Source organism: Pedobacter sp. MR2016-24 (assembly GCF_026239655.1).
Lineage (GTDB): Bacteria > Bacteroidota > Bacteroidia > Sphingobacteriales > Sphingobacteriaceae > Pedobacter.
In genome coordinates, this window is record NZ_JAPIVO010000004.1 from 392,434 (window position 1) to 406,247 (window position 13,814).

6 protein-coding genes are annotated in these 13,814 nt (G+C 41.1%); 5 read left to right on the forward strand and 1 reads right to left on the reverse strand.

Features of this window, described 5'->3' with window-relative positions; all coding sequences use genetic code 11:
- Positions 1 to 11 precede the first annotated feature (11 nt).
- Together OQX62_RS12820 and OQX62_RS12825 are read left to right on the forward strand one after the other, a co-directional pair.
- Positions 12 to 2,828 carry a glycosyl hydrolase family 95 catalytic domain-containing protein gene (locus tag OQX62_RS12820; protein ID WP_265831931.1) on the forward strand — a complete coding sequence of 939 codons (2,817 nt, stop codon included), beginning with the start codon at positions 12 to 14 and terminating at the stop codon, positions 2,826 to 2,828.
- Complete coding sequence (locus OQX62_RS12825) at positions 2,825 to 6,328, forward strand: malectin domain-containing carbohydrate-binding protein (protein ID WP_265831932.1); 3,504 nt, start codon at positions 2,825 to 2,827, stop codon at positions 6,326 to 6,328. Before OQX62_RS12820 ends, OQX62_RS12825 begins: the two co-directional genes overlap by 4 nt.
- A 172-nt stretch (positions 6,329 to 6,500) precedes the next feature.
- Here the strand turns inward: OQX62_RS12825 and OQX62_RS12830 are convergent, their stop codons facing one another.
- The gene (locus tag OQX62_RS12830) at positions 6,501 to 7,370 is read right to left on the reverse strand and encodes an AraC family transcriptional regulator (RefSeq protein ID WP_265831933.1); all 870 of its coding nucleotides are present in this window, start codon (positions 7,368 to 7,370) and stop codon (positions 6,501 to 6,503) included.
- A 226-nt stretch (positions 7,371 to 7,596) separates the two neighbouring features.
- Here OQX62_RS12830 and OQX62_RS12835 point away from each other — a divergent pair, with 226 nt between their 5' ends.
- The 3 genes from OQX62_RS12835 to OQX62_RS12845 are packed head-to-tail and all read left to right on the forward strand — an operon-like array spanning position 7,597 to position 13,473.
- Positions 7,597 to 8,334, forward strand: a complete 738-nt coding sequence (locus OQX62_RS12835; RefSeq protein WP_265831934.1) for a DUF3826 domain-containing protein — start codon at positions 7,597 to 7,599, stop codon at positions 8,332 to 8,334.
- A 45-nt stretch (positions 8,335 to 8,379) separates the two neighbouring features.
- Positions 8,380 to 11,631, forward strand: a complete 3,252-nt coding sequence (locus tag OQX62_RS12840) for a SusC/RagA family TonB-linked outer membrane protein (RefSeq protein ID WP_265831935.1) — start codon at positions 8,380 to 8,382, stop codon at positions 11,629 to 11,631.
- A gap of 12 nt (positions 11,632 to 11,643) precedes the next feature.
- Positions 11,644 to 13,473, forward strand: a complete 1,830-nt coding sequence (locus tag OQX62_RS12845) for a RagB/SusD family nutrient uptake outer membrane protein (protein ID WP_265831936.1) — start codon at positions 11,644 to 11,646, stop codon at positions 13,471 to 13,473.
- The last annotated feature ends 341 nt before the right edge of the window (positions 13,474 to 13,814 follow it).

Below are 13,814 nucleotides of genomic sequence, written 5' to 3' on the forward strand. Positions count from 1 at the left end.
ATAATGTAATTATGAAAGCTAACTCCCGGTGCTGCTATTTGTTATTGTTTTATCTGTTGTTTCCAGTTCTCGGGATTTCTGCGCAGGAGAATGCTCATCAGCTCTGGTATACGAAAGCAGCTCAAAAATGGACTGATGCCCTTCCTCTCGGAAATGGAAGGATTGGTGCAATGGTCTATGGCGGGGTCAGAGATGATCATATACAATTTAATGAAGAGACCCTCTGGACGGGCAAACCAAGGGATTATAACCGTAAAGGGGCTTACCAATACCTCGGTCAGATCAGGCAATTGCTTTTTGATGGGAAACAGAAGGAGGCAGAAGAGTTGGCGCAAAAGCAATTTATGGGTATGCAGAGTAAGGGTGGCGACCGTGCAGCCTGGGTAAAGGAAGTTAAATCCGGAAAAGGTATTTCCGGCAACCCGGCTTTGCCGGCTTTCAACGATGCTGCCTGGGCATCTATTAAAGTGCCGGTTTATGATGGATGGGAAACTGCTGGTTTAGCGAATGTTGATGGTGCAGTCTGGTTCAGAACCCAGGTAAACATTCCAGACAATTGGCTGGGCAAAGAGCTGGTGCTGGATTTAAACCGCATTTATAACCAGGACTTCACTTATATAAATGGCTATTTAGTAAGGAATACAGATAACAACGAGGCCAGAAAATATACCATTCCCGCAAAACTGATGCAAAAGGGTCTAAATACAGTTGCCATCCTGGTACTCAATTACTATGATAAGGGAGGCATTTTAGGTTACAAGGATACCAGTAAGGTAATTAGTATTTATCCGGCAGGACAAGATACCAGGGATGCCATTTCATTAAATAAACAGTGGAAGTACAAAATCCAAAATACAAATACACCGGAAGCAGCACAATATCAGGCCAGTTACCAGCCATTTGGAGACCTGAATCTGCATTTCCTTCATGACTCGGCCCAGGTGTCAAATTACAAGAGATCACTTGATATCTCTACTGCAACCGCAAAAACGACATACCAATATAATGGCATATCCTATCAGAGAGCCTATTTTGTAAGTCAGCCAGATAATGCGCTGGTTATTCATTTAACGGCTAGTCAACTAAAGTCAATCAGCTTTTCTGCAGATTTATCCAGCGTCCATCCGCAATCTGCTGTTCAATCTGTTGGTGATCACACCCTCATGTTAACTGTGCAAGTAAAAGATGGAGCTTTAAAAGGAGAAAGCAGGCTTAAGGTATTGGTAAAAAATGGAGATGTTAAGCTGGTAAATAATAAAATACAGGTGAGCCGTGCTGATGAAGTGACCCTGTTTCTTACTGCAGGAACAAATTTTATTAATGCACAAAGTGTATCTGGTGATCCGGCGGAGAGAAATACAAAAGCTATACAGGGCTTAAAAGGCAGATCATATGCAGCCATTAAAGCCGCACATCTAAAAGAATATCAAAAGTATTATAACCGATTTCAGGTTAGTTTTGGTCCGGCAGCAAATGAAAACCTGCCAACTGATCAGCGCTTAGCGCAATTTTCGACCAGCAACGATGCCGCCTTTGCCGCATTGTATCTGCAGTATGGAAGATATTTGTTGATATCCAGCTCCAGGCCTGGAACACAGCCGGCTAATCTTCAGGGGATCTGGAATGATTTGCTCAGTCCGCCCTGGGGCAGTAAATATACGACCAATATCAATTTGGAGATGAACTACTGGCCAGCTGAAATTCTAAACCTTCAGGCATTAAATGAACCGCTGTTTGCAAAAATAAAAGGACTGTCCCATACGGGTGTTGAGACCGCTAAGGAATATTACAATGCAAAGGGATGGGTGCTGCACCATAATACTGATATCTGGAACGGCACAGCACCAATAAACGCTTCAAATCATGGTATTTGGGTCACGGGGGCAGCATGGTTAAGTCAGCACCTCTGGGAACATTACCTTTTTAGCCGGGACAAAAAGTACCTGCTTGAAGAAGCATATCCTCTAATGAAAGGTGCGGCATTGTTCTTTAACGATTTCCTGTTTAAAGATCCTAAAACATGCTGGCTGATCAGTACGCCATCTAATTCTCCGGAGAACGGGGGATTGGTTGCCGGGCCAACTATGGATCATCAAATCATCCGTACACTCTTCCGTAATTGTATAACAGCGGCAAAAGTTTTGGATATCAATGATGATTTTACACGCTCACTTACAGAAAAGGCGGATAAAATTGCACCTAATCAAATTGGTAAATACGGACAATTACAGGAATGGCTAACCGATCTGGACGATACGACAAACAAACACCGTCATGTGTCACACCTTTGGGGCGTGTACCCCGGTGATGATATTACATGGGATAAGAATAAAGAGATGATGGAAGCAGCCAAAAAATCTTTACTGTATCGTGGGGATGATGCTACAGGTTGGAGTTTAGCCTGGAAGATCAACTTTTGGGCGAGGTTTAAAGATGGCAATCATGCCATGGAGCTGGTTAAACTGTTATTAAAACCTGCGGGCAGTGGCGCCGGATCTTATGTTAACCTTTTCGATGCACATCCTCCTTTTCAGATAGATGGTAATTTTGGAGCTGCAGCAGGACTTGCGGAGATGATTGTTCAAAGCCATCAGGGTTATATAGAGTTATTGCCCGCGTTACCAGCAGCGATACCAACAGGTGAGATCAAAGGCTTACTAGTTAGGGGAGGTTATGAACTGGACCTTAAATGGAGCAATGGAAAACTGACTGCCCTGGCTATTAAAGCTACAGTTGGAGGCACATGTGAACTGCGTTATGGTGCTAAACGCAAAAGCATAACGTTAAAAGCAGGTGAATCTCAGAAACTTAATGGTGAATTGTTATGATAATCAGGTACACGGCTTTCTTCGCATTTCTTATTTTTTGTGGTTTAAGTCAATCATTTGCGCAGCAATCTTCCAGAAAGGAGCTCTTGCTCAATGAGGATTGGATAAGCATAGCGGATGAAAAAAACAGCAACGCTTATAATGGTTTTGAGCAGCCGGGATTCAGCGATAAGGGCTGGATTAAAGTAAATGTTCCGCATAATTGGGATCAATATGAAGGATATCAGCGGAAGTTACATGGCAATAAACATGGATACGCCTGGTACAAAAAAAACTTTAAAATCAATAGTCCGAAAAAGGGTAAACAGTTCTTTTTATATTTTGAAGGTGTTGGCTCCTACGCCACAATATGGTTAAATGGTAAAAAAGTTGGTTATCATGCAGGTGGCAGAACAACCTTTACTTTAAACGTCAGCGCTGCAATCAAACTCAATAATCAGCAGAATGTGCTGGCTGTTCGTGCAGATCATCCTGCAAATATTCAGGATTTGCCCTGGGTAGATGGCGGGTGTTCTACAGAAAGAGGTTTTTCTGAAGGTTCCCAACCGATGGGGATATTCAGACCTGTGCATTTGGTGATCACAAATGATACCCGGGTGGAACCTTTTGGGCTGCATATCTGGAATGACAACAAAATCTCTGAAAGATCAGCAGTGCTTAGCCTGGAGACTACGCTTAAAAACTATAGCAACCAATCTAAATCGATCACTGTGCTGAACAGACTGGTTGATAGCGCTGGCACAACAGTTCATGAATTGAAAAAAACAGTTGTTTTATCTCCTAACCGGGAAACAATCATCTCCCAGCAAACAAAGGAAATAGTCAACCCAAAACTTTGGTCAATTGAACACCCATATCTGTATCATTTAAACACCACGGTTATAGAAAACGGAAAGGTAGTTGATGAAGTGGTTACGCCATACGGAATCCGATGGATCAGCTGGCCTATAGCTGAAAATGCAAAACAGAAACAATTTCTGCTCAATGGGAAACCTGTATTCATCAATGGTATTGCAGAATATGAACATATGATCGGACAGAGCCATGCTTTTACTGATGAGCAGATTAGTACGCGGGTACGTTTGATTAAAGCAGCAGGATTTAACGCTTTCAGAGATGCTCATCAACCGCATAACCTATTGTATGGTGATTACTGGGATAAAAATGGTGTTTTATGCTGGACACAAATGGCGGCACATATCTGGTATGATACCCCGGCTTTCCGTAAGAATTTTAAGGAGCTGCTGACAGATTGGGTCAAAGAAAGGAGAAATAGTCCGGCTGTAGTTTTGTGGGGTTTGGAAAACGAGAGTACTTTGCCGGAGGATTTTGCCAGAGAATGTACCGAACTGATTAGAAAATTAGATCCTACTGCTTCCTCTCAAAGAAAAGTAACTACTTGTAATGGGGGGAAGGGTACGGATTGGGACGTGCCTCAAAACTGGACAGGTACTTATGGAGGCAATCCCTTAACCTACGCTGAAGATTTGAAGAGGCAGGTTCTGGTGGGAGAATACGGCGCCTGGAGAACAATCGATTTACATGAACCGGATGCGTTGAGTAAAACGGATTACTCTGAAAACTATATGACTACGCTGATGGAGACTAAAGTTCGTTTAGCAGATTCTGTAAAGAAAGAGGTTGCAGGACATTTCTTTTGGTTGTATAGCTCGCATGATAATCCTGGCCGGGTGCAGGGTGGTGAAGGGTTGCGGGATTTAGACCGGGTAGGGCCGGTAAATTATAAAGGAATGTTTACGCCCTGGGAAGAGCCCACTGATGCTTATTATATGTTCAGGGCTAATTTCGCAGCTAAACAAACTGATCCAATGGTTTATATTGTATCGCATAGCTGGCCAAACCGCTGGAATAAACCTGGGATTAAAGATAGTATTGTAATTTATTCCAACTGTGATGAAGTAGAGCTTTTTAATGATGTAAACGGATCTTCTTTGGGGAGGCAGAAAGGGAAAGGTATTGGTCGTCATTTTCAGTGGAATAAGGTTGATGTTCAATACAATGTGCTTTATGCGGTAGGTTATGTAAATGGGAAAATTGTTGCTAAAGACTGCATAGTGCTGCATAGTTTGCCAAAGGCACCTCAATTTGATAAACTTTATACGGATAACGGATCTTTGATTAAAGGGCAGGATAAATATAATTACCTGTACAGGTTAAACTGTGGAGGAGCAGATTATACAGATACGTATGGTCAGCAATGGTTAGCAGATCAGCCTTTAAAAAAGGGTGTTAAGCATTATGGTTCAGTGTCATGGACAAATACTTTTACAGGTGTACCATCGTTTTTTGCCGGTCAGCGCCGAATTTTTAGTCCGATAAATGGTACAAGGGACTGGAAACTTTTTCAGACATTCCGGTACGGCCGTGATCAGTTAAAGTTTAGTTTTCCCATTACAACCGCTGGTGAGTATTTGATAGAATTATACTTTGCAGAACCCTGGTTAGGTGTTGGGGGAGGATTAAGCGCAGAGAAAATGCGTTTGTTCGATGTTGCCGTTAATGACGAGGTTGTGCTCAAAGACCTGGATATATGGAAAATTGCAGGAACTGCTACTGCCTTGAAGAAGACCATCAAAGTCAAAGTCAAAGCCGGAGATTTGGTGATTTCCTTTCCTCATATTAAATCTGGACAGGCAGTGATCGCTGCTATTGCTATCGCAAGTTTAGACGACGCTTCGGTTGCCGGACCGCATAGTAATTCCATAGTAGAGCTGGAGGATAATAGTAAAGTAAAAGAAAGTACGTGGCTGGATATTGGCGATCAGCAGTTTCAGGACAGGGATGTGCAATTTAGTGCGCTACCCTCCAATTTATATGGGGCAACCTGGCTTCAACCATTAAAAGCTGGTAAAGAAAGACTAAAGTTTAAAGTTAAAGAAGAGGCTGATGTTTTTGTAGGTATATCAAAAGAGGTAGACAGTTTAGCAGGCTTTGAAAATACTAAAACAGCTCTGGTAAATTCTGAAGCTGAACGCTTGGATGTATATAGGAAAAGATTAAAAGCCGGCGGGGAGTTAAAGTTGAATTTTACACCTGCATTTACGGCAATTGTTCCGCCAAGTAATCTGGCCCCCGCTTACGATCTTAAAACTGTTATCAGTTACAAGGCAGTAGATGCAAAATTGATCGGACAACAGATTGAAAAAAAGGTGTTGATGGGGAAAGAACGCGTTGTTTTTAATCAGCCTGCCGGAGTCGCGCTTCAATTTGAAATGAGTGTTGGCGTCGCTGATACTTATTCACTTACGGTAAAGTACCATAATCCCACATCAACAGCACAAAAAGTAAAAATGGAGTTCTTCGCTATTGATGGAACGTTAATGAAAACTGAGCAATTAGATCTTACGCCTACTAAAGAAGGGAAATGGAATTACTTGAATACGAGTACGGGCAGTATGGTTAATGCGGGAAAGTATCTGGTTAAATTTACTGCTGTTGATGCTCAGGGTCTCGCAATAGATGCGCTGGATGTTCAATAACGTATATCATAAATATGCAGACTGAAAAGCATATTATCGTTACGATCAACCGGTGATAAAGAGGTTTTTAAATTTAGGGATGCGATAGAAGATCGAACTATTCGAGTTTTTCGAAAAGTTCAATGAAAAGCAACGGTGTGGTAATATGGAATAACTAAGTAAATGTCCTAGCTTAACTCAGGTATTTCCTTTTATAATCCAGCGGAGTCAACCCGGTAACGTTTTTGAAATGCCGGTAGAAATTAGAAACATTATTAAAGCCGCATTCGAAACAGATTACCTCCGTTGGCAATTTATTTTCAATTAAAAACCGGCAGGCATGACTAACCCTGATCTCGATAAGGAAATCATAATACGTTTTCTTCGTTACCAGTTTAAAATACCTGCAGAAAGAGGTAACGCTGAGGTTACTTAAAGAGGCTACTTCCTGTAGGGTAATGTCGTTTTTATAGTGCGATAAGGTGTAATTACAGATCTTATTGATACGTAAGATTTCTGACTCATTGGATTGATAAAATGTATTGCTGCTGTTGATGATCTGATCATATTCATCCGTTTCTGCTAACGTTTTCAGGATATTGAGGAGAATAATAATCCGGTCGATGTTGGTTGCTTTGAGTGCGAGGCGCATCAGTTCAACCAGTTTATCTTTGGTTTCACCATGAATCATCATGCCGCTTTTAGCCTTTTCAAACAACTTGGGTATCAGATACGCTTCGGGTAATGTAAGCATATGCTTTCCCAGACAGTCCGGCAAAAAGTGAATAGCCATTACTTCTGTATTCAGATCCGGATTATTTTGAGAATAATCATCTTTGCAGCGCCAGTTATGCGGTAAGTTTTCACCTAATAATACCATTTCATCCGGAGCAAAATTACTGATATTATCACCTACAAAACGTAGCCCTTCGCCCTTGATTACATAGTGCAATTCCAGCTCCGGATGATAGTGCCAGCTATCACCAAAATCGGGCTGAATATCATGCCGGATACTAAATGAGTTTTGTAGCGTATTTGGAATTTTATGAAAATGTGCTTTCATGATTTTCGTAAAAATATTTGGTTAGCAGCGGTAATAATATTTGGTAAATCGCAGTATTACAAGGCTAAAGTAACGTGTTTTATGGTAACATCCTATATAAATTTGATAAAAATTGCTAGTAATTAGTGTTTTTGTTTGTTGAGTTTTGTATTAGGCCCTTGTGGCTTTAACCAAATTATAAACCGGCAATTTATTTTTATATAAATATATTGTTCAGTAATGAATTATGCAAAGGAAAAAACTAAGACAAAATCTGCTAGTTTCTGACGGGTATTTTACAAAATCTGTGCGCCCATATTTTACATTTATTATTGCATTTCTGGCGCTGATAAATGTATCGAAATCGTACGCGCAAAATAATGCTCCGGCAGACCGTGAAGCTTATCTAAAAGTGATCACCCAACGGGCTGATAAAATTGTTGCGGGCTTAGCCATCAGCGATGCAGGCACTGCAGAAAAAGTCCGCAATATTATCCGTGATCAGTATGACAACTTAAATGATATCTACACGAAAAGAGATCATGAAGTTAAATCAATCAAAGCACAGTATCAAAGTGAGCGGGCACTAAGAGATACAGCTTTGGCAGTACAGGCAAAAATAGTAGAAAAATCTCTTGCCAAACTTCATCCAAAGTACATACATAACTTAAACCGCCATTTAACTGCAGCGCAGGTAGATCAGGTAAAAAACGGTATGACCTATAATGTATTGCCAATTACCTATAAGGCTTATCAGGAACAAATACTCACCCTAACTGATCCCCAAAAGAAACAGATCTTAATCTGGTTAACCGAAGCACGAGAGCATGCTATTGATGCAGAATCATCGGATAAAAAACATGCCTGGTTCGGAAAATACAAAGGCAGAATCAACAATTACCTGTCGGCCGCAGGCTATAACCTTAAAAAAGAGGGTGAAGAGTGGCAAAAGAGGATAAAAGCTAAGGCTGATATCACAGAGTAAATTGCGATTGACTCAAAAGATTAAAAGCAAAACCAAATAAACACTATGAACATAAATTTTACACGTAAAATTACATTGTCACTGCTGATCACGATGCTGGCATGTACAATGTTGTTTGCCCAGGACCGAAAGGTGACAGGTAAGGTGGTCGACCAGAGCGATGGCAAAGGCATACCTGGGGTGAACGTCAGCTTAAAAGGCATTCCAAGTAATGTCAGCACCAACTCGGACGGTTTCTTTACTATACAGGTAAAATCAAACACCGATGTTTTAGTATTTTCTTACATCGGATATGTAAGACAGCAAATCCCTGTAGGAGCTCAGACCAACCTGACCGTAAGACTGGCATCAGACAACCAGGGTTTGGATGAAGTGGTAGTAGTTGGTTATGGAACGCAAAAGCGGGCTACGCTAACAGGAGCCGTTTCCACTATAGACCTGAAACAGGTAGAAGACGTTCCTGCACTCTCTTTAAGTGCTGCTTTAAGAGGAACCGTGCCTGGTTTATCTATTTCCGGAGGCACGCAGCGCGCGGGTCAGGGTACAACAATTACAGTTAGAAATCCTGTAGTATATTCTAAAGACAGCCAGCAGGGAACCAACCCGATCTTTGTAATTGATGATGTAATCAGAACGCAATCAGATTTTGATTTACTGGATCAGAATGTTGTAGAAAGTGTTTCTGTTTTGAAAGATGCAGAAGCAGCGATTTATGGGGTCTCAGGTGCAAATGGGGTTGTAATTGTAAGAACTAAACGCGGTCGCTCAGGTGCACCAAGAATTAATCTTAGCAGTTCCGTTGGGTTTTCTGACGCAACAACGCTGCCTAAGATGATGTCTGGTATACAATTGGGTAATTTCGTGAACGATTATTTGAATGCACAGGTTTATCAGCAAACTATAGCTGGTACACCAGTCAACAAATTCATTAATCCTGATGGCTACATTGTCACCAATGGTGTTGCGGAACCAACAAGAACGGTAACGCAATGGTACACTCCGGATGAGCTGGATTATTTTTCAAAAAATAACCACAATTGGCTGGATGAAGCCTTTAAAACTTCCTACATGTACCGTCAGGCACTGAACATTAGCGGTGGTAGTGATAAGGTTACTTATTTTGTTGGGGGTGACTATGTCTCGCAAAACTCCAACTTTAAAGGGGTGAGCTCCAGTAAATATGGCCTCCGCGCTAGTGTTGATGCAAAATTATCAAAACGCTTAACCGTTTCTGCGTCAGTAAGTACAGATGTGTCCAGCTCCCGCAGTTATTATTATAAATTGAACAGCACTACAGAAAGTTTAGATAATGATGTTGCTTCATTACAAAATGTTAACCCCTGGTCTGAATATTATATCAATGGCAACCCCGTAATTTTGGGTTCCAGCAATACCGGCGGATTAGATAACGTTAACTTTTTCCTGATCCAGAATTCAAACAATTTCACCAGCTCCAAATCTTATGTGATGAATATGCTTGGTAAAGTTACTTATGAAGTACCGGGGGTGAAAGGTTTAACGGCCACAGCAACCCTTAATAATAACATCAGCAGTTCGAATGGCAAGCAGTATGGTACTACATTTAACTACTATAAATATGCTGGTACAGGCGGCAATAATCACATTCCAGGTGGAGCATTACAAGGAATATTCCCCATCAGGAATGGCGACAGGCTTAGGCTTAACCCGATATTTTCAGACAACTACCAGTTAAATGCGGGTTTAAATTACAATAGATCTTTTGGTAAACACAATGTTTCAGCTCTGGCTTTATTTGAACAAAGAGAGCTTTCAACTGAAGGTGTGGCCGCAATGGTGGAAGGATTGGTCGCCGGCGGATTGCCTTATCAGACATTTGCTGTTGGTTCACAAACTTCTACGCAATCCGGACAGGTAAGCGAATCTGCTTTTCAATCTCTGATTACCCGTATCAATTATGATTACGACAATAAATATCTGCTGCAACTGGTATATCGCCGTGATGGAAGTTCAAGGTTTAGTCCGGGTCGAAATTGGGGAGGGTTCCCGGCAGCATCAGCAGGCTGGGTAGTATCTCAGGAGCAGTTTTTCAAAGACAGGTTCAAGTTTATCGATCTATTTAAGATTCGTGCCTCAGTGGGTCTGACCGGAACTGACGCGACTAAAGCTTATCAGTTCCTATCCTCATACAATTTAGGTACCGGCAGTTCCGGTGGGGCTGTTTTTAATGAGATCGATAGAAGTATCGCTATTAAAGCCAATATTGCCATCCCAAATGAATTTGTGTCATGGGATAAATATTTGAAAACCAATTATGGTTTTGACCTTGGGATACTAAAAAATAAAGTAACTGTTTCAGGTGAGTATTTCTGGACACATGGTTACAACCTGTTATCTACACTGACCGCTTCAGTTCCGGCAACAATCGGTGCTGCTGTTCCAACAGAGAACTTTGCAAAAGCCAATATGTTTGGTTATGAGTTGAGCGTTGCTTACCGTGATAAAATTGGACAGGTAAACTTCGGTTTCACGCCATTTTATACCTGGAGCGACAACAAAAATATTATATATGACGTATCTGCTGGTATCAGAGGATCGCTCGAAGACTTAACTGGTTTTTCAAGTGACAGAGGGGTTTTTGGTTATAAATCATTAGGTATCATCAGAAATCAGGAAGAGGCCAATGCAATTATTGCACAACGATTAAACGGCTCTGCCGTTGCAGGAGCTGCTACTAAAGTGAAAATCTTAGATAACCCTTTACAGCCTGGTATGATCAATTATGAAGATACCAATGGTGATGGAGTGATCGATCTGAAGGATAGGGTATATGTAAGCGACCGACAAAGCAACCACAATAACCTGGGTTTAAATTTTAATGTGGGTTACAGCGGTTTAAGCTTAAATGTAGTAATGGGATTAGCCTGGGGAGGTAAAACCAATATCGGCGGATTGAAACCAGCAGGTAATAGTCCGGGTACCTATAGTAACAGGGCAGCCTATTGGTCAGATCACTGGACACCGGCAAATACCGGCGCAGCTTATCCAAACCCTTATTTCTCCAGCATTTATGAAACAAGCGATTTCTGGCTGGTATCAGCAACCACATTCAACATCAGCAATGCCAACTTAAGTTATACAGTACCGGTTAAATGGACCGAGAAAGTGGGAATTGCAAGTTTAAGGTTATTTGCACAGGCAACAAACCCTGTTCAGTTTATCAATCCTTTCCCTGGGAAATACAGAGATTTTGGAACTCAGATCGGAAGTTATCCAACACTCAAAACATATTCTTTTGGTTTAAATGTTGGACTATAATAATTGGCTATCATGAAAAAATTAAATATACTATCCATAACAGCCTGCCTGATACCATTGATGTTCAGCAGCTGTAAAAAAGTTTTAGAAAAACAGGATCTGGGAAGCTTTACCGCAGATCAGGTTTATAATGATTCTACCACCACAAAATTAAGCGTAGACTATATATACAGTCAGAACCAGCCTGCCTGGTTTGGAAATACCGGTGGTTTGAGTGGCTCGGTGAATAGCTTAGCTGAAGAAGTTTATGGCGACAATGTCTTTGTAAAAGGAACTGCTACTATTGAATCTGTGACTGATATCGGTGCTACAAATACCAGTGGAAACTATTTTAAAATCCGTACTATTAACATGTTTATCCGCGATGTAAATGCGGGTACAATGGATCCGGCAGTCAAAAAAAGGTTTATTGCGCAGGCTTACTTTTGGAGAGCTTTCCGATATTTTGAACTGGCTAAATTGTATGGTGGAGTGCCTCTTGTACTTGTTCCGCTTGATGCCGTGGGAGAGGAAGCTAAACTAGCTGCTTTGCTGCCAAGAAGCAGCACATCAGAAACTTTTGCACAGATTGCAAGGGATCTGGATTCCTGCATCAAATATATACCAACTAAGTGGCCATCAAACAATGATTATGGTCGTATCACTAAGGGAGCTGCACAAGCCTACAAAGGCAGGATACTGCTTTATTTTGCCTCACCAGAATTCAATCCTACCAATATTATATCGAGGTGGCAAGATGCATATAAGGCGAACACAGAAGCTATAGCTACTTTATCTGCAAATGGTTTTGGCTTGTATGCAAAGTTTGATGCAAGTATGTGGACTACAGAAGGAAGTAATGGCGGTAGTACACCCAGAAATCCGGAAGCCGTTTTTGCAACACTTTACAATACCGGAACAACAGATATCGGTCAGAATAATAACAGCTACCCGAATTCAACTGTTCCTAAATATATCGGAAGTACCGGCGGTTCTAACCTGCCAACTTGGAATATGGCTTTAGCTTTTCCGATGAAGGATGGTAAAGATATTGGCACCTCTGGAAAATATACCTATAACCAGGCGACTTTCTATAAGGACCGTGATCCAAGGTTTGATCAGACCATCGCATATAATGGTGCCAGCTGGCCTTTGGCGGGTAATCCTAATTACCGGTTATGGACCTATTATTTTACAAGAAATAATGTACTGGCATCCACTGAAAGCGCAGTAACTTCCAGTGGATTGTACCTGCGCAAAGGGATTGATCCTTCATTAACCCTGGCAAACTTTCAAAATGCTGGTACAGACTGGATAGAGATCCGTTATGCAGAAGTATTGCTGAACCAGGCAGAATGTGCCGCAGAAATCGGAAATACTGGTCAGGGACAAGAAGCTTATGCAAATATCATCGCCATTAGAAAACGGGCCGGTATTGAAGCAGGTGCCGATGGATTGTATGGATTGCCTGTCGGACTTAATTCAACGCAGCTGGTTAGTGCCGTGCTGCGTGAGAGAAATATTGAGCTGGCTTATGAAGGTAAACGCTTCTGGGACCTTCGCCGTAGAAAATTACTAGAGTCTACACTGAATGGCAAAAGAAGATTGGGTGTAACCATTGCGTTGAAAAACACAGGTACAAATACAGATTACCTGCTGGCTACACGTGACGCTTCTGCGAATACAAACTTAGATGCTTTGTATACCACAAGCTTTACAGTAACCACCAAAGAGCTGGATACCTACAATATCACGTACCAGCCAGAAGTTTACTTTTTTGGAATACCAACAAACTCTTTAATAAACAACATCAATCTGCAGCAAAATAATACGTGGGGAGGTCCGTTTGATCCAACAAAATAGTTGGGCATGATCGCCATTCCCAGCAGCTTTTAATGTAATATTTTTGGTTTAAAAGAGGGGGCAAAATTTGCCTCCTTTTTTATTAAAGAAAGTATTATTTATATATGAATTATTTGGTAATTTGTAACACTGCTGTGATAATGCGTTTAGATTGTTACTGATATTTGGATTCATTGATAAGATCGTACAATACCTTGTCAAAATTATGCAGTAAAATGTGGCTTTTTGATTGCAAATTTGAAATATAGTATAATTCTAACCAAGAAATATAAACCAGGGAATACAAAAGAAATGAACAAAAATCTTGATAATTAAAGAGATTTGTTTTGAGCTTATTTGAG